This window comes from Streptomyces sp. NRRL B-1140 (genome assembly GCF_001280065.1).
Lineage (GTDB): Bacteria > Actinomycetota > Actinomycetes > Streptomycetales > Streptomycetaceae > Streptomyces.
The window spans coordinates 39,109-62,376 of the sequence record NZ_LGEA01000105.1; the positions used below are offsets into that span (position 1 = coordinate 39,109).

General features: G+C 72.3%; 23 protein-coding genes and 1 pseudogene. 14 read left to right on the forward strand and 10 right to left on the reverse strand.

Features of this window, described 5'->3' with window-relative positions:
- Positions 1–71 precede the first annotated feature (71 nt).
- The 8 genes from ADK65_RS24185 (at position 72) to ADK65_RS24215 (ending at position 8,653) form a co-directional block, all read left to right on the forward strand.
- Complete coding sequence (locus tag ADK65_RS24185) at positions 72–905, forward strand: MHYT domain-containing protein (RefSeq protein ID WP_078956113.1); 834 nt, start codon at positions 72–74, stop codon at positions 903–905.
- 46 nt (positions 906–951) lie between these two features.
- Entirely contained in the window at positions 952–2,457 is a 1,506-nt protein-coding gene (locus tag ADK65_RS24190) for a metallophosphoesterase family protein (RefSeq protein WP_053672485.1), read from the forward strand.
- Between the two features lie 114 nt (positions 2,458–2,571).
- The gene (locus ADK65_RS24195) at positions 2,572–3,600 is read left to right on the forward strand and encodes an LLM class flavin-dependent oxidoreductase (protein WP_053672487.1); all 1,029 of its coding nucleotides are present in this window, start codon (positions 2,572–2,574) and stop codon (positions 3,598–3,600) included.
- A 447-nt stretch (positions 3,601–4,047) separates the two neighbouring features.
- Complete coding sequence (locus tag ADK65_RS38180) at positions 4,048–4,158, forward strand: keywimysin-related RiPP (RefSeq protein ID WP_107092374.1); 111 nt, start codon at positions 4,048–4,050, stop codon at positions 4,156–4,158.
- Positions 4,159–4,184: 26 nt separating this feature from the next.
- Positions 4,185–6,035, forward strand: coding sequence for a lasso peptide isopeptide bond-forming cyclase (locus ADK65_RS24200; RefSeq protein WP_053672488.1), 1,851 nt, complete (start codon positions 4,185–4,187; stop codon positions 6,033–6,035).
- 67 nt (positions 6,036–6,102) lie between these two features.
- Positions 6,103–6,357: a lasso peptide biosynthesis PqqD family chaperone gene (locus tag ADK65_RS24205; protein WP_053672490.1), complete on the forward strand. Its 255-nt coding sequence runs from the start codon at positions 6,103–6,105 to the stop codon at positions 6,355–6,357.
- Positions 6,354–6,791, forward strand: coding sequence for a lasso peptide biosynthesis B2 protein (locus ADK65_RS24210; RefSeq protein WP_053672492.1), 438 nt, complete (start codon positions 6,354–6,356; stop codon positions 6,789–6,791). The genes ADK65_RS24205 and ADK65_RS24210 overlap by 4 nt, the downstream gene beginning before the upstream one ends.
- On the forward strand, positions 6,788–8,653 hold the full coding sequence (locus ADK65_RS24215; RefSeq protein WP_053672494.1) for an ABC transporter ATP-binding protein: 1,866 nt from the start codon (positions 6,788–6,790) through the stop codon (positions 8,651–8,653). The genes ADK65_RS24210 and ADK65_RS24215 overlap by 4 nt, the downstream gene beginning before the upstream one ends.
- A 9-nt stretch (positions 8,654–8,662) precedes the next feature.
- Here the strand turns inward: ADK65_RS24215 and ADK65_RS24220 are convergent, their stop codons facing one another.
- Complete coding sequence (locus tag ADK65_RS24220; protein ID WP_053672496.1) at positions 8,663–9,835, reverse strand: epoxide hydrolase family protein; 1,173 nt, start codon at positions 9,833–9,835, stop codon at positions 8,663–8,665.
- Between the two features lie 82 nt (positions 9,836–9,917).
- On the opposite strand from ADK65_RS24220, the gene ADK65_RS24225 reads away from it, so the two are divergent.
- On the forward strand, positions 9,918–10,493 hold the full coding sequence (locus ADK65_RS24225; protein ID WP_053672498.1) for a CGNR zinc finger domain-containing protein: 576 nt from the start codon (positions 9,918–9,920) through the stop codon (positions 10,491–10,493).
- Between the two features lie 20 nt (positions 10,494–10,513).
- On the opposite strand, the gene ADK65_RS24230 is transcribed toward ADK65_RS24225, so the two are convergent.
- Positions 10,514–11,488, reverse strand: coding sequence for a TauD/TfdA dioxygenase family protein (locus ADK65_RS24230; protein WP_053672500.1), 975 nt, complete (start codon positions 11,486–11,488; stop codon positions 10,514–10,516).
- A gap of 199 nt (positions 11,489–11,687) precedes the next feature.
- Between ADK65_RS24230 and ADK65_RS24235 the strand changes: the two genes are divergently transcribed.
- Positions 11,688–12,518 carry an aldo/keto reductase gene (locus ADK65_RS24235; RefSeq protein WP_053672502.1) on the forward strand — a complete coding sequence of 277 codons (831 nt, stop codon included), beginning with the start codon at positions 11,688–11,690 and terminating at the stop codon, positions 12,516–12,518.
- A 38-nt stretch (positions 12,519–12,556) separates the two neighbouring features.
- The gene (locus ADK65_RS24240; RefSeq protein WP_053672504.1) at positions 12,557–13,177 is read left to right on the forward strand and encodes a DNA polymerase ligase N-terminal domain-containing protein; all 621 of its coding nucleotides are present in this window, start codon (positions 12,557–12,559) and stop codon (positions 13,175–13,177) included.
- Positions 13,178–13,228: 51 nt separating this feature from the next.
- On the opposite strand, the gene ADK65_RS24245 is transcribed toward ADK65_RS24240, so the two are convergent.
- The 4 genes and pseudogenes from ADK65_RS24245 to ADK65_RS39980 form a co-directional block, all read right to left on the reverse strand.
- Positions 13,229–15,571: an ATP-binding SpoIIE family protein phosphatase gene (locus ADK65_RS24245; protein ID WP_053672507.1), complete on the reverse strand. Its 2,343-nt coding sequence runs from the start codon at positions 15,569–15,571 to the stop codon at positions 13,229–13,231.
- A 61-nt stretch (positions 15,572–15,632) separates the two neighbouring features.
- On the reverse strand, positions 15,633–16,100 hold the full coding sequence (locus ADK65_RS24250) for a peroxiredoxin (protein ID WP_053672509.1): 468 nt from the start codon (positions 16,098–16,100) through the stop codon (positions 15,633–15,635).
- A complete protein-coding gene (locus ADK65_RS24255; protein WP_053672511.1) occupies positions 16,097–16,477 on the reverse strand; it encodes a DoxX family protein in 381 nt (126 codons plus the stop codon). Before ADK65_RS24255 ends, ADK65_RS24250 begins: the two co-directional genes overlap by 4 nt.
- 191 nt (positions 16,478–16,668) lie before the next feature.
- Positions 16,669–16,824: pseudogene (locus ADK65_RS39980) on the reverse strand (AraC family transcriptional regulator); the annotation flags it as partial.
- A gap of 300 nt (positions 16,825–17,124) precedes the next feature.
- Between ADK65_RS39980 and ligD the strand changes: the two are divergent.
- The 3 genes from ligD to hemC all read left to right on the forward strand — a co-directional run bounded on the left by ligD (position 17,125) and on the right by hemC (position 20,141).
- Positions 17,125–18,105: a non-homologous end-joining DNA ligase gene (gene ligD, locus ADK65_RS24265; RefSeq protein ID WP_053672544.1), complete on the forward strand. Its 981-nt coding sequence runs from the start codon at positions 17,125–17,127 to the stop codon at positions 18,103–18,105.
- Positions 18,106–18,247: 142 nt separating this feature from the next.
- Positions 18,248–19,024 carry an NPP1 family protein gene (locus tag ADK65_RS24270; protein ID WP_053672515.1) on the forward strand — a complete coding sequence of 259 codons (777 nt, stop codon included), beginning with the start codon at positions 18,248–18,250 and terminating at the stop codon, positions 19,022–19,024.
- Positions 19,025–19,205: 181 nt separating this feature from the next.
- Positions 19,206–20,141: a hydroxymethylbilane synthase gene (gene hemC / locus ADK65_RS24275; RefSeq protein WP_053672517.1), complete on the forward strand. Its 936-nt coding sequence runs from the start codon at positions 19,206–19,208 to the stop codon at positions 20,139–20,141.
- Positions 20,142–20,164: 23 nt separating this feature from the next.
- On the opposite strand, the gene ADK65_RS24280 is transcribed toward hemC, so the two are convergent.
- From ADK65_RS24280 to ADK65_RS24295, 4 genes are all read right to left on the reverse strand, one after another.
- Positions 20,165–20,686 (reverse strand): hypothetical protein, encoded by a 522-nt coding sequence (locus ADK65_RS24280; RefSeq protein WP_053672519.1) that lies wholly within the window; start codon positions 20,684–20,686, stop codon positions 20,165–20,167.
- Positions 20,687–20,878: 192 nt separating this feature from the next.
- The gene (locus ADK65_RS24285) at positions 20,879–21,739 is read right to left on the reverse strand and encodes an ABC transporter permease (protein ID WP_053672521.1); all 861 of its coding nucleotides are present in this window, start codon (positions 21,737–21,739) and stop codon (positions 20,879–20,881) included.
- Complete coding sequence (locus tag ADK65_RS24290) at positions 21,699–22,682, reverse strand: ABC transporter ATP-binding protein (RefSeq protein ID WP_234352935.1); 984 nt, start codon at positions 22,680–22,682, stop codon at positions 21,699–21,701. The genes ADK65_RS24285 and ADK65_RS24290 overlap by 41 nt, the downstream gene beginning before the upstream one ends.
- Positions 22,679–23,134 carry a MarR family winged helix-turn-helix transcriptional regulator gene (locus ADK65_RS24295; protein WP_053672523.1) on the reverse strand — a complete coding sequence of 152 codons (456 nt, stop codon included), beginning with the start codon at positions 23,132–23,134 and terminating at the stop codon, positions 22,679–22,681. The genes ADK65_RS24290 and ADK65_RS24295 overlap by 4 nt, the downstream gene beginning before the upstream one ends.
- Positions 23,135–23,268: the final 134 nt, after the last annotated feature.

Genomic DNA, 23,268 nt, shown 5'->3' on the forward strand with positions numbered 1-23,268 from the left:
GCTTGCTCTCGCATGATCCCTGCGCGTAGACCTTGCTGAACACCGGTCAGGACTCTGGGGGGAGTTGGCGCATGGACGGCACGGTCGACGGGTTCCGCTACGGTGCGGTGACCCCGGTGGCGGCCTATCTGATGGCCTGCTTGGGAGGGGCGCTCGGGCTGCGGTGCATCGTGCGCTCGCTGCTCGACGCGCAGTCGTGGAAGACGGGCTGGCTCGCGTTAGGCGCCGCATCCATCGGATGCGGCATCTGGACGATGCACTTCATCGCCATGATCGGCTTCCACGTGGAGGAGACCCGGGTACGGTACGACGCGGCCACGACGGTGCTCAGTCTCGTCGTGGCCGTCGTCGTGGTGGGCGTCGGCGTGTTCATCGTGGGCCACCGCGGCACGAGCGCTGTCACGCTGGCGGTCGCGGGGGCCGTCACCGGACTGGGCGTGGCGGGCATGCACTACCTCGGCATGGCGGCGCTGCGGCTCAACGGCGAGATCGGCTACGACCCGGCCGGTGTGGCGCTGTCCGTACTGATCGCCGTCGGGGCCGCGACCGCCGCGCTGTGGTCGGCCGTCACCCTCCGCGGCTTCCTCATGAGCCTCGGGGCGAGCCTGGTGATGGGCGTCGCGGTCTCCGGGATGCACTACACCGGAATGGCCGCCGTCAGCGTCCATGTGCACGACACGACCGGCGGGACGTGGGCGGGCGAGTCGCCCACGTCCCTGCTGCTGCCGATGCTGCTGGGACCGGTGGTCTTCCTGCTGCTGGCCGGGGTCGTGGTGATGTTCGACCCGCTGCTGGTGCTGGGCGAGCGGGCCTCTTCACCCCGGCCGGGCGCGCCGGCCGCCCGCGCCGCGGCCCGACGCCGGCCGTCGTGGCGCACGACGGCCTCGTCCACGCCCGAGCGGTGAGCGGCCCGCCGCCGAACGCAGCACGACCGATTGCTACGGTGCAGCCGTGTCCGACTCCTCACGCGATACCCCCGAAGGCGCCGGCTGGGGCACCGGCGAACGGGGTGCGTACCGGCGGTTGATGCCGTCGAAGTCCGAGAAGATCTCCTGGCTGGACCCGAGGATGCTGTGGGCCGCCCGCAACGGCGTGCTGGCCTCCTGGTTCGGCGACCCCACCGGCCGGACGCGCAGCCGGTGGGCGGCACAGCGGGCGGCCTCCGGCGCGCCGGCCGACAAGGTGATCCGCCGGGACGACCCGGACCGGTTCTCCTTCCTGGTCATCGGTGACACCGGCGAGGGCGACGACCCCCAGTACGCCGTGGTGCCGGGCTTCCTGAGGACCGGTCAGGACACCCGCTTCGCGGTGCTGGCCAGTGACGTGATCTACCCGGTGGGCAGCGCGGACGACTACGGCACCAAGTTCTTCCGCCCCTACCGGGACTACCGGGCGCCGATCTACGCGATACCCGGCAACCACGACTGGTACGAGGACCTCGGCGGTTTCATGCGCGTCTTCTGCGACGACGCCCCGCCGCTGCCGCCCGAGCCCCGGCCGCACCCGCTCACCCGGGCCTGGCTGCGGTCGCTGCTGTGGCACCGGCCGCGTCGGGACGCCGGACAACACCTCGCAAAGGCGCGGAGCTTGCGTGACGCTCCCGAACAGCGGGCCGTCCAGCCGGGCCCGTACTGGGCGATCGACGCCGGCCCGCTGCGGATCATCGGCGTCGACACCGGTCTGCTCGGCACCCTGGACGCCGAGCAGGGCGCCTGGCTGCGCGAGGTGTCCCGGGGGCCCCGCCCGAAGATCCTGGTCACCGGCTCGCCCCTGTACGTGGACGGCCGGAGCGATCCCTGCGCCATCGAGGGGGGCGGCACGGTCGACGACATCGTCCGCGACCCGGACCACCACTTCGTGGCGGCGATAGGCGGCGACATCCACAACTACCAGCGCTACCCGGTCCGGCTGGACGACGGCCGCACGCTGCAGTACGTCGTCGCGGGCGGGGGCGGCGCGTTCATGCACGCCACCCACACGATCCCCCGCGTCGACGTCGCCGGCGTCACCGAGCGGGACTTCCGCTGCTACCCGCTGCGCGGCGACTCCCTGGCGTTCTACAGCCGCCTCTACGGCCGCCGGCTGCGGATGCGCCGCTTCTTCACGCTCACCGAGGCCGAGGCGACGGCTGTGATCGCCGAGCGGCTCGGCATCGAGCCCACCCGCGCCCCGGGTGCCTCGACCCGTGTCACCCGCCGCGTCCGCCTGGTCGCCGGGCTGCTCGGCACCGGCCGCCGCCCCGACCGGGCCAGGCGGTTCCGGCTGCCGGTGCGGAAGATCTACACCTCGTTGTTCTCGCCGAGCTCGGCGACGTACAGCCCGCCGTTCTTCAAGTGCTTCCTGCGGCTGGACGTCTCCCCGGAAGCGGTCCGGCTGCGCTGCTTCGCGGCGACCGGCAACCGCGCCCAGGAGATCGACCCGCCGGTCGAGGACGAGGTGACGATCCCGCTGCGCTGACCGGACGGGCGGGCCGACCAGGCGGATGGGGAGAGCGGGCTGACGGGGAACAGTGGGAACCGGCGCGGAGTTGGCACCGACATACGCCTTTGAAGGTTCAATGAAGGAGGGCTCATGCCGCCGACCCCACGACCGCTGCGCAAGCTGGGTTTCCTGACCATCGGGCTGTTCGACCCGGCGGACCCGCGCCCGGGCCACGAGTCCACCCTGGAGATCATCGAGCTGGGTGAGCGGCTCGGCTTCGACAGCGCGTGGGTGCGGCACCGGCATCTGCAGCACGGCATCTCCTCCCCCGTCGCCGTCCTGTCGGCGGCGTCCCAGCGCACGCGCCGTATCGAGCTGGGCACGGCGGTGATCCCGCTCGGGTGGGAGAACCCGCTACGGCTGGCCGAGGACCTGGCCACCGTCGACCTGCTCTCGGGCGGACGCCTCAACCCGGGCGTGAGCGTGGGCCCGCCCCTGCATTTCGACCAGGTCAAGGGCGCGCTCTACCCGGACACGGCCGACGCCGAGGACTTCGGCTACGGGAGGGTGGAGCGGCTGCTGGGCTTCGTACGGGGCGAGCCGGCGACGGACTTCAGCGGCGTCGAGAGCTTCGAGGTCTTCTCCGACCGGGTGGAGCCGCACTCCCCCGGCCTGGGCCGCCGCCTGTGGTACGGCGGCGGCAGCCTGCGGTCGGCCCGGTGGGCCGGCGAGCACGGCATGAACCTCCTCACCAGCAGCGTCGTGAAGGCCGAAGAGCCCGAGGGCCCCTACGACTTCGCGGAGATCCAGCTCGCGCAGATCCGCGCCTTCCGGGCCGCCCATCCCGATGGCGAGGCCGCCCGCGTCTCGCAGGGCCTGGTCGTCATCCCCACGGACTCCGCCTCGGCCGCCCAGCGTGCCCGGTACGAGGAGTACGCCGCCCGGCGCACTCCCCGCACGGCTGCACCGCAGGGCCCGGCGCGGCTGCTGTTCGCGCCGGACCTGGTGGGCACCTCGGCCGAGATCGCCGAACGGCTGCAGGCGCACGCCGCGTTCCAGGAGGTGGACGAGGTGGCGTTCGCCCTGCCGTTCTCCTTCGAGCACGAGGACTACGTGCAGATCCTCACCGACATGGCGACCCGGCTGGGCCCGGCACTGGGATGGCACCCGGGCACCTAGGTCGTCCGTCCTCGGCGAAGCGGCTGGTGATGTCCGAGCCGATTCGGGAACGTGAAAGTTGAGGGGAGCACGGTCCGGGCTCTGAATGCGCCCCGGCGGCGCCCACTCGCGCCGTCGCGGCAGCCGCCGGCAGGTGCCGCGAGCATCTGCCGGAGGCGCATGTCAGAACGTTCTCGCGGATCTTCCCGCGCCCGGCCCTCCACATCGGGCGGCGCTCGATTCGGCTGAACGCGACCCGGCGCACCACCCGATTGATTCGGATTTTTCATATGATCCGAGCTTCGCAGAGGCCCTTGCCTTCTCCTCACGCTCTGCAGCTAGCTGGTGTCGCGTCCGCTTTCCGGCCCGGGTTCCCGATGAGCCCGGCGCCGACCGGCGGCACCGGGGCCTGTCCCCGGGGCCGCCGGTCAGGGAGGCGGTCGGTGCACCTGCACGTGAGGAGTGGTCATGAAGAAGGCATACGAGGCGCCGACGCTCGTCCGGCTCGGTACGTTCCGGAAGGAGACGGGGCTCCTCCAGCGCTCCGGTCGCGACCGGCTGATCCTGAGCAAGAACTGACGATCGACGGTCCTTGACCCGACGTCATGACTGATCTGCACGAAAGTGCGGGGACGGGCCCCGGCGACGCGCACTTCGCGGTCTTCACGGACCGCGCGGACGCGGCCGCCGTGGCCCGCTCCTTCGCCCGCCCCGGCAGCCGGACCCTCGCCCACACGTCGGGCCGGCCCTGGCTGGTCGGCCACTGGCACGACGACGACATCGTCACGGCGAGCGTCGGCAGCGCCGCTCTGGCCGTCGTCGGCCGCTGCCCCATCGACACCGACGCACTGCGGCGCCGGGCCGCACGATTGCGCGATCTCGCGGAACTCGACGCGCTGGCCCGGTCCCTCCCCGGCAGTTTCCACCTCGTCGCCGCCCTCGACGGCCGGATCAGAGTGCAGGGCACGGCATCCGGACTGCGGCTCGTCTTCCACGCGGAGATCGACGGCGTGCGCGTGGCCGCGACCCGCGCCGACACCCTGGCCGGCCTCCTCTCCGCGGAGCCCGCCGTGGAGGAACTGGCCGTACGGCTGCTGTGGCCCGCCCCGTACCCGCTGTTCGAGACCTCGATGTGGCGGGCGGTCACCGCCGTTCCCCCACAGGACGCCGTGCTCGTCGCCGCGGACGGCCACACCGTACGGCACACCCGGTGGTGGACGCCGCCGGAGCCGGTGCGGCCGCTCGCCGACGCGGCTCCCGTGATCCGGACGGCCCTGGAGGAGGCCGTCGGCGTGCGGACCCGTCAGGGCGGCGTGGTGAGCTGCGATCTGTCCGGTGGCCTGGACTCGACCTCCGTCTGCTTCCTCGCCGACCGCTCCCCCGCCCGCGTGGTGGCCAGTACGTGGCCCGGACGGGATCCCGCGGACACCGACCTGGTCTGGGCCGAGAAGGCGATGGGGTACCTGCCGGACGTCGAGCACGTGGTCTGGGACGCCGACGCCTCGCCGCTGGTCTACGAGGACCTCCTGGGCATCGACGACCTCCTCGACGAACCCACCATCGGCGTCATGGACCGTTCCCGGGTGCTGCACCACCTGCCCGGCCTCGCCGCACGCGGCAGCCGGCTGCACCTGACCGGCATCGGCGGCGACCACGTCGCCTGGTGCTCCGAGGCGTACTACCACCGGCTGATGCGCACCCGGCCGCTGTTCGCCCTGCGCCGGTTGCGCGGATTCCGGGCGCTGTGGCGATGGCCGCTCGGCGGCACCCTCCGCGCTCTCGCCGACTCCCGGCCGTACCGGAGGTGGCTCGCCGACGCCGCCGGTGACCTGCGCGGCCCCCTGCCCCCGTCCGTGGCGACGGGTCTCGGCTGGGGCATGCCCCCCCGCCTGTTCGACTGGGTGACCCCCGAGGCCGAGCGGATGGCGCGCCGGGCACTGCTCGACGCGGCGGCGACGGCCTCCGCGCTGCATCCGGACCGCGGGCTGCACACCGACCTGGAGCAGATCCGGTCGTGCACCCGCGTCATCCGGCAGTGGGACCGGATGGCGGCCCGCGCGGGCCTGCCGATGGCCTCTCCCTTCCTGGACGACCGCGTCATCGAGGCGTTCCTCTCCGTACGCCCGAGCGAGCGCGTCACGCCCTGGCGGTACAAGCCCGTCCTGAGCGCCGCGATGCGCGGGATCGTGCCCGAGGAGTGCCTGCGACGCAGCAACAAGGCCACGGGCTCCATGGACGACTCCAACGGACTGCGCGAACACCGGGGCGACCTGCTGGCCCTGTGGGATGACTCACGGCTGGCGGAACTCGGGCTGGTGGACGGCGCCGAGCTGCGCCGTCTGGCCCGGCGGCCGGCCTCGCCGGGGCTCTCCGACGCCATCCTCTACTCCACGATCGCCGCGGAGGTGTGGCTGCGCGGGCTCGCCTCCGGCCGCACCCGCGTCCCGCAATCCTGACCGCACCCGAGTGACACACCTACGACGACACATCAGCCATGTCAGACCCGTCAGAAAGGCCCTCCACATGCCCTTGCGGTTCGGCGACGACGTATCCACGGCCGAGACCGACTACGGCACGGTTCTGCTCGACGAACAGGTCGGTGCCTACTGGGAGTTGAATCCGACGGCCACCTTGGTGGTGCGGACGCTGCTGGACGGCGGGGAGGAGGCGGACGCGGCCGCCGCCCTGGTGCGGGAGTTCGACATCGACCGGACGCAAGCCCTCCAGGACGTGCAGACGCTCGTCCACGAGCTGCGCGCGTCGGGGCTCGCCTCATGACGACGCCCAGCGCGCTGGAGCGCCCCACCGGTGTGCCCCTGGTCCGGCGCACGGCCGCCCGCCTCGTCCTGCTCCCCGCCGTCGTCCTCGCTCTGCTGCCGCCCCGCCACATCCGCTCGGTGCTCGGCGTCCTGCGGCGCGGCGCCGCACCGGCGAGCACCGGCCAGGCCCAGAACGCCCGAGACGCCATGTGCGCCGTCAGCCTGCGCTGCGCCGGGCCCAAGGGATGCCTGCCACGGTCCCTGGGAGCGGCGCTGCTGTGCCGGCTCGGCGGAACCTGGCCGACCTGGTGCACCGGCGTACGGGTCACCCCGCCGTTCACGGCGCACGCCTGGATCGAGGCGGAAGGCCGTCCCGTCGGCGAAGGAGTCCCGGAGGGCTACTTCGCCCGGCTGGTGGCCGTCGCCCCGCTGTCGGGTCCTGCCGACCGATGACCGGCGCGACGGTCCCGCACGGCGGCCGGGCCGCGCATGCCGCGGCCGGTTCCGAAGCAGAGGCCGGTAAGTCCACCGTGGCGGCGGTGGTCACGATGTACCGGCTCACCGCGGGGCACCGGGGCGCCATCGCCGTCGCCGGCGTGCTGACGCTGGTCGGATCCGCCCTGGGGCTGGCCCAGCCGCTCGTCGCCAAGCAGGTCGTGGACGCGAGCGGCCGCGGACAGCTCATCTGGCCGCTGCTGGCCCTGCTGGGCGCGCTGTTCGTCGTCGAGGCGGCGACGGGGGCGGCGGGGCGTTTCCTTCTGGAACGGATGGGCGAAGGCGTCGTACGCCAGGTCCGGCACGGGCTGGTGGGCCGGCTGCTCCGCCTGGAGATGAGGGAGTACGACCGCCACCGGAGCGGCGACCTCATCTCCCGGGTGACCGCCGACACCACCCTGCTGCGCGAGGTCGTCTCCCAGGCCCTGGTCGACCTCGTGACGGGAAGCCTGGTCGCGGCCGGGGCGATCGCCCTCATGGCGTGGCTGGACCCGCTGCTGCTGCTCCTGGTCGTCGCGACCGTGGCGGCGTCGGCCGTGGTGGTCGCCTCACTGCTCACGGGCATCAGGAACGCCTCCGAACACATGCAGCGCTCGGTCGGTGCCGTCGCCGCCGATCTCGAACGCGCCCTGAGCGCCCTGCCGATGGTCCGGGTGCACCGGGCCGAGGAGCGGGAGGCGGCCGGCATCGGCGCCCGCGTGGACGGGGCGTACGGCGCGGGGGTGCGCACCGCGAAGCTCGCCTCCGTGATGAGCTCCGCCGTCGAACTCGCCGTGCAGGGTTCCTTTCTCATCGTCCTGGTCGTCGGCGGCCTGCGCGTCGGCGGCCACACCGGTTCCCTCGGTGACCTCGTCGCGTTCCTGCTGTACGCCTCGTACCTCGTCCTGCCGGTGTCCTCCGTCTTCCGCGCGGTCGGCCTCGTCCAGCGCGGGATGGGCGCCTACCAGCGCATCGACGAGGCACTGCGCCTCCCCGTGGAACCCACCGCACCCAGGAACCCGACCGACCGCCCACCCGCACCGCAGCCGACCGGACCGGCCGGGACCCGTGCGGTCGGCCAGGCCGAACAGCCCGTCCTCGCCCTGCGCGACGTCCACTTCGGCTACGCCCCGGAGCGGCCGGTCCTGCGCGGTGTGTCGTTCACCGTCCCGCAGCACCGGCACGTGGCCCTGGTGGGCCCGTCCGGAGCCGGCAAGAGCACGGTGTTCGCCCTGGTCGCGAGGTTCTACGAGCCGGATGCGGGCGCCGTGCTCTTCGACGGGCGGCCGGCGGCCGAACTCACACGAGATCACTGCCGCCGGGGCATCGCCGTGGTCGACCAGAAGACCCATGTGGTCCACGGCACGCTGCGCGACAACATCGCCTACGCGGTGCCCGACGCCACGGATGCGGAGATCGGCCGCGTCGTCGAACTGGCCCGGCTGGAAGAGGTCGTCGACCGGCTGCCCGGAGGCCTGGCCGCCGTCATCGGGGAACACGGCTGCAACCTCTCCGGCGGCGAGCGGCAGCGGGTCGCCCTCGCGCGCGCGTTGCTGGCCCGGCCCGCGCTCCTCCTGCTGGACGAGCCCACCTCGCACCTCGACGCGATCAACGAATCGGCGCTCACCACCGTCATGAAGGACGTCGCCCAGGAGTGCGCTCTGCTGGTCATCGCCCACCGTCTGTCCACCGTGCAGCACGCCGACCACATCGTGCTGCTCCGGGACGGCCGCACGGTGGCCGGCGGACGTCACGAGGACTTGCTGGTCAGCAGTGCCCTCTATCGCGAGCTGGCCGCGAGCCAGATGCTCCGGGCCGGCGGGCGGCCCCGGAGCGGTTGAGGACCGCGTTCACCGCTGGGCGGCCAGCACCGCCGCGAGGCCCTCTTGCAGGTCCTTGACGAAATACCCGGGGACCTCCAGCGACGGGAAGTGGCCCCCCTTCTCGGGCTCACGCCATCGGACGATCTGCCGGTACCGCTCCTGCGCCCAGGGGCGCGGGCACTTCTCGACGTCGCGGGGATAGATGGTGATGGCCGACGGGACGTCGACCCGCAGTTCGGGGTCGAGTGAGTTGTGGCTTTCGTAGTAGATGCGGGCCGCGGACGCGCCGGTCCGCGTCAGCCAGTACAGGGTGACGTCGTCGAGAACGCGGTCCCTGGAGATCGTCTCGAACGGGCTGTCCTCGGTGTCCGACCACTCGGCGAACTTGTCGAGGATCCAGGCGAGCAGCCCGACCGGGGAGTCGACGAGGGAGTAGCCGATGGTCTGCGGCCGGGTCGCCTGCTGCTTCGCGTACGCCGCTCGATGACGCCAGAAATGGCGGGTGTCCTCGGCCCACTCGCGCTCGAGCGATGTCAGCCCGTCCGTCGTCAGCCCGGGCGGCCCCTCCGCGAACGTGGTGTGGATGCCGAGAACCTGCTCCGGGAACCTCCCGCCGAGGACCGTGGTGATATTGCCTCCCCAGTCGCCGCCGTGGGCTACGAACCTGCTGTAGCCGAGCCGTTCCATCAGTTCCACCCATGCGGCCGCGATCTTCTCGGTTCCCCACCCGGTGGCGGCCGGCTTGTCGCTGTGACCGAAGCCCGGCAGCGACGGGACCACGACGTGGAACGCCGGCGCGTCCGCGTCACTCGGCTGGGTCAACTCGTCCACCACGTCGACGAATTCGGCGATGCTGCCCGGCCAGCCGTGCGTCAGGACCACAGGAGTGGCGTCCGCACGCGGGGACCGGCGGTGCAGGAAATGGATCGCCAGACCATCGATGACCGTGCGGAACTGGCCGATCTCGTCGAGGCGTTCCTCGAAGGACCGCCAGTCGTATCCGGTGCGCCAGTGGTCGACGACATCGACGAGGTCGGCGAGCGGCACGCCCTGTTCCCATCGCCGCGGGCCGGACGCGGCGCGATGGACCGTCTCGGCCTCCGGCAGCCGCGCGGCGGCCAGTCTCGCGCGCAGATCGTCGAGGTCGGCGTCGGTCGCGTGAGCTTCGAACGCTCGCACATCACTGCTCGGACGGAGCATGAGACCTCCAGGCCATTGTGGAACCGGCTAAGACGGTTCTAACAGGTCTCGGAACCCTGCCGCAACCGGCTAAGGTGGTTCCATGCGTGGTGAGTTCCCTGACTTCCGCCTCGGCAGCGTGCTGGCGACCAGCTTCACGGGGACCCTGTCGGAGCGTCATGGCGAGGCGGTGGAGCGCATTCCCACGCCGCGCCGACTCGTCGACTGGCTGGGGGTGAACGGCCTCAACGTGGACTCCTGCACCACCGCCCAGCTCGACGTCGCCAGGCAGCTGAGGGAGTCGATCCACGCCGCCGCGACAGCGGCCGCGCTCCAGGACCCTCTCCCCGCGTCCGCGGTCCGGATCATCAATGACTGCAGCGCTCGGGGCCGGGCCTCGGCGATCCTCACCCCCGAGGGCGAGCGGCGATGGCGGCTCGGCTCGGCTTCCTGCGTGGAAGATGCCCTCGGCGTGATCGCCGCCGACGCGATCGGCATCATCGCCGGCGAGCGAGACGGGAAACTGGCCTTGTGCGCCTCACCGACGTGCCGGGCCGCCTTCTTCGACACCAGCCGGAGCCGCACCCGCAGGTGGTGTGACATGAACACGTGCGGCAATCGTCAGAAGAAGGCGCGCTTCATGGCCAAGCAGCGCGACCACCCCACGCCAGCGGAGTGACCGTCCGCCCGGGGCCGGGGTCACCACCGGCCGGGGGTGGTCCCGGTGACCGGCTCCGAGGGCCTGCCGTCCACCCCGACGGGCACGTCCCCGGCGAGCATCACGCGGTGCATGATCCGGGGATGATCGAGATGGGCGGTGTCGCCGGGCGCGAGGTGCATGGTGGCGCGGTTGTCCCAGAACGCGACGCTGCCCGGCTCCCAGCGGAACCGGACCGTGTACTCGGGCCGGACCGCCTGTTCCAGCAGCATCTCCAGGATGGCGCCGCTTTCGGGCCGGGAGAGACCGTCGATCTGCTCTACGTAGTAGCCGTTGACGTACAGGATCCGCTCGCCTGTCTCCGGGTGGACGCGCACCAGGGGGTGCACCGTGGCGACCTGCCGGTCCAGCAGGTGCCGGAGGTAGGCGTCGTCGCCGGGCCGTGGCTGGTAGCCGACGCCGAGCCGGTGCTCGGCCCGCAGTCCGTCGACGAACTGCCGCAGCGGCGCGGACAGTCCGGCGTACGCCGCCGCCAGGTTCGACCAGGTGGTGTCGCCGCCGTAGGGCGGTACGGTCTCCGCGCGCAGGATCGTCGCGGCCGGCGGGTCGACACGGGCGCCGTGGTCGCAGTGCCAGCCGCGCAGCAGGGTGTGGCGGCGGCGCCGCAGCCACTCGTCGTGCTCCATCCCGAACCGTCCGCCCAGCTCCAGCCGGTCCGCGGTCGTCTCGATCTCGGGGAAGTCCGGGGGCGAGGCCCTGCCCCGCCGGGGCAGCACCACGGTCTCGCCGAACCGGCGCGCGAAGGCCACGTGCCCGGCGTGGTCCAGCCGCTGTCCCCGGAAGAACACCACCTTCCACCGCAGCACCGCCGCCCTGATCGCGGCGATGACCGCGTCGTCGAGGTCAGCGGCCAGATCGACCCCGCCGATCTCCGCACCGATGTACCCGGCGACCGGTTTCACCTCCACCCCGGCCTCCCGCGCGGCCTCGTCCGTCGTCCGGCCATCCGTCGTCATGAGCACTCCGCTGGTCGTGGGCGTGGTTCCCGTCCCGGAGATCGTGACAGCGATCTCCGCCGAGGGCGACCACGCCTTACCGGCAGCACGTGGTTCCGCCGGGAACCGGGCACCGTGCGTCCGGTTGATCATTGCTCACCCGGTGCGTGACGCTGGAGGGACGACACAGCACTCTCACAGCCAAAGGGAAGGTCCGACGGTGATCAGTATCCCGACGCACACGCTCAACGACGGTACGGCGCTCCCCGCCCTGGGGCTGGGCACCTGGCCCCTGGGTGACGACGAGGCGCAGCAGGCGGTGCTCTCGGCACTGGAAGCGGGCTACCGCCTGATCGACACGGCGGCGAACTACCGCAACGAGACGGGGGTCGGCCGCGCTGTGGCCTCCGGCGTCGTGCCGCGCGAGGAGATCGTCGTGACGACGAAGCTCCCGGGCCGGCACCACGGCTACGAGGAGACCCTCGCCTCCTTCGAGGAGTCCCGGGCCCGCCTCGGCCTGGAGTACGTCGATCTGTACCTGATCCACTGGCCGCTGCCACGCGTGGACCGGTACGTCGACTCCTGGAAGGCCATGATCAAGCTGCGCGAGGAGGGGCTCGTCCGCTCGATCGGCGTCTCCAACTTCACGGCCGGGCACATCGAGCGGCTGGAGAAGGAGACCGGCGTGCTGCCCTCGGTCAACCAGGTCGAGCTGCACCCGCTGCTGCCGCAGGACGACCTGCGCGCCTTCCACGCGGGCAAGGGCATCGTCACCGAGAGCTGGAGTCCGCTGCGCCCGGGGACGCCCCTGCTGGACGATCCCGCCGTCGCGCGGATCGCCGGGGCGCACGGGGTGTCGCCTGGGCAGGTCGTGCTGCGCTGGCACACGCAGCTCGGAGCGGTGCCGATCCCCAAGTCGGCCAACCCCGAGCGGCAGCGCGCCAACCTCGACGTCTTCGGCTTCGAGCTGAGCGAGGACGAGATGCGGGCCGTCGCGGACAGGCCGCAGCGCAGGGTCGGCGCCGACCCCGAGGTGCACGAGGAGTTCTGACGGGTACCCGGGGCGCGCCAGGCAGGAAGGAGCCGCAGGTGGCTGAGCGGGACCGGCTGCGGGACTACCGCGGCAAGCGCGACTTCGACCGGACCGGCGAGCCGCGGGGACGTGGAGCGCGGGCCGGCGCCAAACCCCGGTTCGTCGTGCAGATCCACGACGCGAGCACGATGCACTTCGACTTCCGGCTGCAGGTGGACGACGTGCTGAAGTCCTGGTCCGTCCCGAAGGGCCCCTCGGCGGACCCCAAGGACAAACGCCTGGCCGTGCCCACGGAGGACCATCCGCTGGAGTACGAGGAGTTCGAGGGAGTGATCCCCCGCGGCGAGTACGGCGGCGGCACGGTGATCGTCTGGGACCACGGCACGTACGAGCCGCTGAGCCACGACCGCGAGGGCCGGCCCGTCGACTTCGCGCAGTCGCTGGAGCGCGGGCACGCGACGTTCCGGCTCAGCGGTTCCAAGCTGCACGGGGAATACGCCCTGACCCGGTTCCGCGGCGGCCGGGACGGTGACGGCGAGGAGGCCTGGCTGCTGGTGAAGCGGGCGGGGGGTGCGGCCCGTGCGCACGGGGCTCCCGATCCGCGTCGCGCCCGTTCGGCCATGTCGGGCCGGACACTCGCCCAGGTCGCGTCGGACGCAGCCGTGGCGCCTGAGTGAGCGGCGAAGGCCGCCTCCCGGCGACCGGGCCGGTCCGTGCTGCCGGGCCGGTCAGAACTGCGGCGTGAGCGACTGTTCGCACCAGATGGTCTTGCCCCGGGTGGTCTGCCGGCTGCCCCAGCGCTGGGTGAGCTGGGCGACCAGCAGCAGGCCGCGGCCGCCCTCGTCGTCCTGGTGGGCCCGCCGCAGGTGCGGGGAGGTGGAACTGCCGTCGGACACCTCGCAGATGAGGGTCTGGTCGCGGATCAGGCGGAGCTGGATGGGCGGGGCGCCGTACCGGATGGCGTTGGTGACCAGTTCGCTGACGACGAGTTCGGTGACGAAGGCCGTCTCGTCGAGGCCCCACGCGGTGAGCTGGTCGGTGGCGGCCTGCCGGGTGGCGGCCACCTCCGCGGGGTCGGGAGTCACGTCCCAGGTGGCGACCTGGTCGGTACCCAGCGCCCGGGTCCGGGCCAGCAGCAGGGCCACGTCGTCGCCGGGCTCCTCGGGCAGTACGGCCTTCAGTACGGTGTCGCACAGGGCGTCCAGCGAGTCGGCGGGCACGGTCAGGGCGCGGCACAGCTCTGCGGTGGCATGGTCGACGTCGCGGTCACGGTCCTCGACGAGTCCGTCGGTGTAGAGGGCGACGACCGAGCCTTCGGGCAGCTGGAGCTCCGTCGCCTCGAACGGCAGCCCGCCCACGCCCAGCGGGGGGCCCGCGCTCATCGGGATCAGCCGGGCGGACCCGTCGGGCAGCACCAGCGCGGGTGCGGGGTGCCCGGCGGCGGCCAGGCTCAGACGGCGTGTGACGGGGTCGTAGACGGCGTAGAGACAGGTGGCGCCGAGTTCGGCGACGTCGTCGCCCTGGTCGTCCGAGGCGAGATGGGTGACCAGGTCGTCGAGGTGGGTGAGGAGCTCGTCCGGCGCCAGGTCCACGTCGGCGAGGGTGCGGACGGCGGTGACCAGTCGGCCCATGGTCGCCGTCGAGGGGATCCCGTGCCCCACGACGTCCCCGACGACCAGTGCGACGCGGCTGCCGGACAGCGGGATCACGTCGAACCAGTCGCCGCCGATGCCGGCGGCCGAGCCGGAGGGCAGGTAGCGGTGGGCCACCTGGACGGCGGCCTGTCCGGGAAGGCCCCTGGGCAGCAGGCTGTGCTGCAGGGCGAGGGCGGTGGTGCGCTCGCGGGCGAAGCGGCGGGCGTTGTCGACGCAGACCGCGGCCCGGCTGGCGAGCTCCTCGGCGAACACGGAGTCGTCGTCGGCATAGTCCTCCGGCTTTGCCACGCGCACGGCCACGGCGACACCGAGTGTGGTGCCACGGGCCCGCAGCGGGACGGCCATCATGGAATGGGCTCCCGTGCGGTAAGGGCGTCCTTCCGGAGCGCGGGAATTGCGCTCGGCGACCCAGCGCATGAAGGCGGGTTCCCCTGCCTGGCTGAGGACGGCTCGTCCTTCCCGCAGGGCTCGTGCGATCGGCGAGAACGCGGTGTAGACGTCCACTTCTCCCAGATGCACGGCCGCCTCGGGGGTGCCCTCGGTGACGGAGCCGTGCGCGACCCGCCGGAGGGTGATCTTCTCGGCGGGCGCCAAGGGCTGCTCGTCCGCGCCGAGCACCCAGTCGAACAGGTCCACGCTCGCGAAGTCCGCGAACCGGGGCACCACGACTTCGATCAGTTCCTCGGCCGTGCGGACCACGTCCAGTGTGGTGCCGATGCCGGCAGCGGCCTCGTTGAGGAGGGCCAGCCGCTGCCGGGCCCAGTACTGCTCGGTGCTGTCGAACGCCGCCAGGGCGGTCCCGACGAGGGCGCCGGCGGCGTCCCGGACCGGCCACATCTCGGTGACCCAGGCGTGCTCCCGGTTCAGGGCCGGCGCACCGGTGTAGCTCTCGTAACGCACCGGTCGGCCCGTCTCCACGACATGCCGGAGATGCCAGTTGAAGCCACGCATGTGCTCGGCCTCTCCCACGGTCTCCGGGAAATGCCGGCCGAGCAGGGCCTCCTCGGGCACGCCCATCACGTGGCAGGCGGCTTCGTTGAGCCGCATGTAGTGCTGGCCGGTGTCGAAGACCGACATCGACATGGACGCCTGCTGGAAGGCCCGGCCTGCGAGGGACGTCTCCTCACGGCCGGGTGGCGCGGCGGTGATCACATAGGTGCCCGTTGTCCCGTCCGGGCCCGACACGGCGCAGGCGCTGACACGGATCCCGACGAGGTAGCCGTCGCGGTGCCGCACCATGACGGTGCCCGACCGCGCGGACACCGCCTCGGCCGGCACGTCCTCGGCGAGGAGTTCCCGCACGGACCGGCCCACGGCCTCCTCGGCCGGGTAGCCGGTCAGGCGCTGGGCACCCTCGCTCCACCCCGTCAGAATGCCGCGGGCGTCGATGATCGCAGCAGCGGAGGAGTCCTCCATGTCGTCCAGGATTGTCCCTTTGCGGCCCTCTATCAACCGCGACGGGGCATTCGGGGCGTAGTCAGGCCCGGTGGGCGCGCAGCGCCGCGAGAGCCCGGTCGGCGTGTGCGTTCATGCGCAGTTCGCTGCGGACGACGTCGAGGACGGTGCGGTCCTGCGCGATGACGAACGTGGTGCGCTTGGTGGGTGCCAGCGAGAAGCCGCGCTTCACACCGAACCGCTCACGGACCGCCCCGTCGGCGTCGGACAGCAGCGGCATGCCGAGGCCGTGGCGTCCGGCGAACTCCTGCTGCCGTTCGACGGCGTCGCCGCTGATGCCGACGGGGCGCGCTCCGGCGGCGGCGAACTCGGCCGCGAGGTCGCGGAAGTGGCAGGCCTGGGCGGTGCAGCCCGGGGTGAGGGCGGCCGGGTAGAAGAAGAGCACGACGGGGCCCTCGGCGAGCAGCCCGGACAGACTGCGCGCGGTCCCCGTCTCGTCGGGCAGGGCGAAGTCCTCGACCGTGTCCCCGGTCTCCACGCGCACGGTCACGACCTGCCCTCAGCCTTGCGGGCCACGCCGCGGGCCCAGAGTACGAGGGGCACCTGCAGGGGCAGGCGTCCGAAGGCGGCGGCCTTCTGCGGGGTGGGGCGGTGGCGCCAGTCGGCGGCCATCTTGACGTTGGCCGGGAACACCCCGACGAAGAAGGCCGCCGTGGCCAGGGCGGCGGCCTTGCGAGTGCGCGGCAGCGCCAGGCCGGCGGCGAGTGCGAGCTCGGCGGCGCCGCTCGCATAGGTCCAGGCCCTGGGCGTACCGGGCAGGCCGCGCGGGATGGTCGCGTCGAACGGGCGTGGGGTGGCGAAGTGGGCGACGCCCGCGGTGGCCAGCAGGCCGGCGAGCAGCAGGGGTGAGCGTTCGGACCGGGGCACGGTTCCTCCTCTGAAGGCCTGCCGCGCATTATTACCGCCCGGTAGACGAGTCGGTTCACCGGGTCCCGGGAGCGCTGGTGGCGGCGGCCGGGCGTGTAGCCGAAACAGCGGCGGAAGACGTCGATGAAGGCGCTCGCGGAGGACCAGCCGCGCAGGACCGCGGGCAGCCGGCGGCGCTTCGGGCTGCCGGCGCCCGGGGCGAACCAGGTGCCGGCGTCGGTGGGGCCGGCGCCGGAGCCCGCGCAGGCGATCTGGTGGTCGTCGTGCCGGTGCGCGTCGATGTGGTCACCGGCGGTGAGCCGCTGGGCGCGGGTGGGAGCGACCGGGCCGTGGTGGATGTTCTGCACAGCCCTGGCAGATCAGCGGAAGCGGGCCGGGCGCCTCGCGGACGGCGATCGCCGGGGTGACTCCTTCGCGACACAGCCGCCAGAGGCCCGCTGCCGGCGCCATCAGCCGGTCGTGCCGGCGGGCGCGGGCGCTCAGGCAGCTACGCGGGTGACCGCGCGCCCGATGTCGATCACCTTCGTGGAGGGTCCGGGGAGCCGGTGAACCGGTCGGTCGGCCGCACCTTCCGTCAGGCGGCGCCGTTCAGGGGAAACAGCCGGAGAACACGCGTGAGAAGCTTCCGGTCCGTCGACACCTCACCCGTGGAACTGCCGCTGATCCCGCCCATGCTCGCCACGTCCGGCACCCTGCCACCCACCGCGCAGGACACGCGGTGGGCCTACGAGACCAAGCAGGACGGCCAGCGGGTGGTGATCTATCTGCCCGGGGACGGCAGTGTGCTGCTGCGCGCCCGATCCGGGGACGACATCACCGGCGCCTATCCCGAACTCCGGCCGCTCGGCACCGCCCTCGGCGCCACCGCCGCCGTACTGGACGGGGAGGTCATGGCCCTGGACGCCGAGGGCCGCGCCAGCTTCCAGTTGCTGCAGTCCCGGATGGGCCTGGCCCACGCACCCGCCAGGGCCGCGCGGCGGGCGGCGGAGGTCCCGGTCCATCTCGTGCTGTTCGACGTGATGCATGTGGAGAACCACTCCCTGCTGCGGCTCCCCTACGCTCGCCGCCGCACGACGCTGGAGGACCTCGGCCTCGCCGGACCCTCGTGGTCGACCCCGCGGGCGCTCGTCGGCCACGGCGCCGAGGCCCTGCGCGCCACCCGGGAGCACGGGCTGGAGGGCCTGGTCTGCAAGCGACTGGACTCCGTGTACGAACCGGGGATTCGCTCCCGGGCCTGGATCAAGATCCGTAACATGCGCACCGAGGACGTCCTGGTCGGCGGCTGGCAGCCCGGCAAGGGTCGACTCACCGGCCTGCCGGGCGCGGTGCTGGTCGGGCAGCGCGCCGCGGGACGGCTGCGCTACGTCGGCAGCGTCGGCACCGGCTGGAGCGAGGCCGAACGCGCCGAGCTGGCCGCGCTGTTGCGGGCCGCCGCGACCGACGTCTGCCCCTTCGACCCCGCCCCGCGCGCTCCGGGGGCGCATTGGGTCGTGCCCCGCCTGGTGGGCGAGGTCCGCTACAGCACCCGCACCCGGGAGGGGCTGCTGAGGCAGCCGTCCTGGCTGCGGCTGCGGCCCGACCTGGCACCCGAGGACGCGGCGGCGGACATCCCGGACGACCTGGTCTGAAACGACGGCCGCCGGCCGAGTGTTGGGCTGCGATTCACTGTTCAGATCCTCCGCCCCTCTTGGCATGGACGCGTTCAACCTGGAAGCTGAACGTCCCTTTCCCCCACAGCCGTTGGGCTGCGCCCGGACCAAGGAGGACGCAGTGTCGTCACGCCCGTTCGCCCGCCACCGCAGGAGATGGATTACCGGAGCGGCCGGTGCCGCCGTCCTCGTCCTCGCGGTCCCCGCCACGGCCCACGCCGCCCCGCCGTCGGCACTGCCCGCCAACGCGGACGCGCTGGAGCAGACGTACCAACCGGCCTACGACTACGACACGGACGGCTGCTACTCCACGCCCGCGATCGGCCCCGACGGCACCGTGAACGGCGGGCTCAATCCGACCGGCGCCCTGAACGGCAACTGCCGGGACGCCACGGACCTCGACAACACCAACGGCTACGCGCGCTCCAAGTGCAACAACGGCTGGTGCGCCATCCTGTACGCCCTCTACTTCGAGAAGGACCAGGCCGTGGCCGGCAGCGGCATCGGAGGCCACCGGCACGACTTCGAGCATGTCGCGGTGTTCGTGCAGGACAACCAGGTCAAGTACGTCTCGACGTCCAACCACGGCGGGTTCACCGTGCACGCGGCCTCCACGATCCGCTTCGACGGCACGCACGCCAAGATCGTGTACCACAAGGACGGCATCAGCACGCACTGCTTCCGCGCCGCGAACACGAACGACGAGCCGCCGGAGAACCACAAGCGCGCCTGGCAGTACCCGGCGCTGGTCGGCTGGAACGGCTATCCCGCAGGAGTGCGCGACAAGCTCACGTCGTACGACTTCGGCAGCGCCAACTTCGGCCTGAAGGACGGCAACTTCGCCAACCACCTCGCGAAGGCCAAGCCCTCCGGCATCGCCTTCGACCCGTACGCCTGACGCCCGTCGTCCGGCTGGAGCCGCGGGGCTGCGGCCGGGCCCGTCTTCCGCCGGGACCCGGCACGCCGCGAGGGGAACGCCACACCGCGGGGCGATCCGCTCGCACCGAACTGGCGTTCTCCGCACGGCGGTCGGGGAGGTACGGCACGAACGCCCCCGCGGGAGGGTCTATCGTGTCCGCATGTCCGTCCCCGAACTGATTCGCATCGTCTCCCGCGACTCCCCCATGGCCCTCGCCCAGGTGGAGCACGTGCGGGCCGAGTTGGCCGCCGCCCATCCCGGAGTGCGCACCGAGGTCGTTCCGGTGAAGACCACCGGTGACAAGTGGCTGGGCGATCTGTCCCAGGTCGAGGGCAAGGGCGCGTTCACCAAGGAGGTCGACGCGGCACTGCTGGCCGGTGAGGCCGACCTCGCCGTGCACTGTGTGAAGGACGTGCCCGCCGACCGGCCGCTCCCGGCGGGCACGGTCTTCGCCGCGTTCCTGAAGCGGGACGACATCCGCGACGCCCTGATCCACCCGGGCGGGCTCACCCTGGACGAGCTGCCGGCCGGGACGCGGATCGGCACCTCGTCGGTGCGCCGCGTCGCGCAGCTGGCCGCCACGCATCCCCACCTGGAGTGCGTGCCGTTCCGGGGCAACGCCAACAAGCGACTCACGAAGCTGGCCGCCGGGGAGGCCGACGCCCTGCTGCTCGCGGTCTCCGGCCTGGAGCGCATCGGCCGTGCGGACGTGATCAGCGAGGTCCTCTCGACGGAGACGATGATGCCGCCCATCGGGGCCGGTGTACTGGCGCTGCAGTGCCGTGAGGACGACGCCGCGCTGATCGACGCGGTGAGCGGCCTCGGGGACCCGGACACCTACCGGGAGACCACCGCCGAGCGCATGTTCCTGCACGTCCTCCAGGGCCACTGCAACAGCCCCATCGCCGGGTTCGCACAGGTGGACCGCAGTGGCGAACTGTCCCTGCGGGCCTGCGTGTTCACCCCGGACGGCAAGACGCGGCTCAACGCCCACGAGTGGGCGGGCCGGCTGGACCCGGCCACCCTCGGCACCTCGGTCGCCGTGGCCCTGCTGCGCCAGGGTGCCCGCGAGATCATCGACGGCATTCCGCACTGACCCCGTGACGTCCTGACGCCGGATCAGGCGGTGCCTTCCTCCGCCTGGTCCCGCAGGAAGACGCTCACCTGGTGCGCCAGGCTGTCGCGCACCGCGCCCTGCTGACCGCCGACGGCCCCCTCGTGCGCGCCGATGCCGCCCGACCACAGCCGGCGGTCGGTCCACTCCTCCTCGACGCGCAGCTGCACCTGGACGTCCACCAGGCTCAGGGACGCCTCGGCGCCGGCCGCGTACAGCACGGCGGTGGCCCGGCGCAGCGGGTAGACGTCGAAGCCCTCGATGAACTGCGAGTTGCGCCAGTCGATGAAGGCGCTCTCCCCGTCCGGACCGAGGCGGACGTCGATCTGGCCGTCCTCCAGGTGCACACCGAGATGACGGCTGCCGCGGTTCTCGACCGTCACGCGGAGGCAGAAGTACGTCAGCCCCTCGGCGGCGTCGTCCCGGCCGCGGGGCGGCTCGGCCGGTTCCAGACGGTGGACGCGGACGCGCAGACCGGCATGCTCGTCGTACTCCTGCCAGTCCCCGACCACGTTCGGCTCGTACACGCTGCACCCTCTCGACCTCTGGAAGCTGCTTCCTATCTGTGGTCTCAGCGCACTGTCAAATGAGCAGAATGCGCTGTGGCCTGGCAGTTCATCCTTTTTGATCGGTGATCAAGCCGTGCCCAGCGGTTATCCGGAAAGAGCGGGTGAAAGCGCTTGCCCGGGCGTGCCGCACATCACTTCCACGAGTGAAGATCAACGGGCCAGACGGCCCAGCAGGGCCGAGGCCGCGGTGACGCCGAGTGCGGCGGCGACGAGCAGCACCGCGAAGTCGGACGCCAGATGGTGGGGCGTGCCCAGGAGGAGGCCGCGCAGGGCGTCCACCTCGTAACTGAGCGGGTTGGCCGTGCTGACGGCCTGGAGCCAGCCCGGCATCACGGACACCGGGTACAGGGCGTTGGAGCCGAAGAACAGCGGCATGGTGATCGCCTGGCCGATGCCCATGAGGCGGTCACGGCTGAGGACGATGCCGGCGATGGTCATCGACAGGCAGGAGAAGAAGGCCGACCCGAGGACGACGATCGCGGCGACGGCGATCAGCTTGAGCGGGTTCCAGGTCAGGGCCACGCCGAGCAGTGCCGCGATGAGGAGCACCACGACGGCCTGGACGAGCGACTTCACCCCGGCCGCGAAAGCCTTGCCGGTGATCAGGGCCGACCGCGGAGTCGGCGTGACGAGGAGCTTGTTGAGGACACCGGCGTCGCGCTCCCAGATGATCTGGATGCCGTAGAAGATGGCGATGAACATCGCGGACTGGGCGATGATGCCGGGCGCCAGGTAGTCGACGTAGGGGATGCCGCCGGTGGGGATCGCCCTGATGCGGGTGAAGGTCTGACCGAAGATCAGCAGCCAGAGGGCCGGCTGGACCGCGCGGGTGTACAACTCGGTGCGGTCATGGCGCAGTTTCTGCAGTTCCACCGCGCACATCGCGCCGACGCGGGCGGGCAGCAGGCGCCAACCGGCGCGCGGCGCCGGGGGTTTGAGCAGCAGGTCGATGCCGCGGGCGCGGGCGGGGTCAGCCGACACGCCGCGCGGTGCGGCGGGTGCTTCGGACATCGCGGAAATCACCTGCCTCGTCGTCGAGACCACTGCCTGCCACGTCCCGGAAGACGTCCTCCAGCGTCGGCAGCGCGCCCCGGGCCGCGCCCGCGGCACGGCGTCGGGCGCCGAGCCCTTCCCGGAGCTCGGCCGGGGTACCGAGGGCCCTGATCCGGCCGCGGTGCATCAGGGCGACCCGGTCGCAGTACTGGTCGGCCTCGTCCATGTAGTGGGTGGTCACGAGCACGGTCATGCCGGTGGCTTCGCGGACGGCGCCGATGTGCTCCCACACACCGGTGCGGGCGATCGGATCAAGGCCGATCGTGGGCTCGTCGAGGATCAGCAGCCGGGGGGCACTGACCAGTGCCTGGGCGAGCTCGAGCCGGCGGACCATGCCGCCGGAGTACGTGGCGGCGAGCCGGTCGGCGGCGTCGGTGAGGTCGACGGCGGCCAGCGCCTGGGCGACGCGCTCGGCGCGCTCGGCGCGGGACACGTCGAAGACCCGGGCGAACAGGGCCACGTTCTCCCGTCCGGTGAGTCCGGCGTCCGCGGACAGTTGCTGCGGCACATAGCCGAGCAGGCGCCGTACGGCCATGCGGTCCCCGGCGGCGTCGTGGCCGAGGACGCGGACCATGCCGGCGGGCACGGGCAGCAGGGTGGTGATGCAGCGGATGGCGGTGGTCTTGCCCGCGCCGTTGGGTCCGAGCAGGCCGAAGACCTCACCCTGCCGGACGGTGAGGTCGAGTCCGTCCACGGCGTTGGTGTCACCGAAGGCGTAGACGAGCCCGGTACAGGCGACGGCGTCGGCACGGGGGCCGGGTGCGTCGGGCCGGGAGGTGGTCTCGCCGCCCCGGAGGCCGCTCTCGCCGGCCCGGGAACCGGGCGCCTGGACCCGCGGAACGGGCTCGTCGGCCCGCGGAGCATGCTCGTCGGCCCGGGGCGGGGCAGGTTCCCATGTCATGATTCCTCGGCCTCCTCGTGCAGGGTGTCGGCCAGTTTGCGCAGGGCCGGGATCGCCGCGTGCAGCGCCTGACGGTCCGCTTCGTCGAGGCGCGCGACCTGGCGGCGTACGAGTTCGGCACGGCGTCTGCGCCACTCGCCCAGTCGCTCCCCGGCGGCCGCGGTGGGCAGTAGCCGGGCCGCCCGCCGGTCGGCGGGGTCGGTCTCGCGGGTCAGGTAGCCGGCCCTCGCCAGCTGGTTGACCAGGGTGGACACCGAGTTGGCCGCCAGAGCGAGGTCCCTGGCCGCCTCGGAGATGCCGACGCCGGGTCGCGCCTCGACCAGGCGCAGCAGTTCCACCTCGGCGCCGCGCAGTCGCGGGTCGGGCATCTGCCGCCGCAGGCGCCGTCGAATCAGCCGCTGAACGCCCACGAGCGCGTCGGCCAGTTCATCAGGGAAGGTCTCCGGCTCCATGCGGCCGAGATTAGCTCTGTAGCAGAGGTAATCGATCCAAGGCGAGGTCAAGACAGGTCAAGAGACGTACCGGAAATGGCAGCGACCTTGAGGGCGCCCCCATCCCCCAAATGCCGTATTGTCTGAATTGTCAG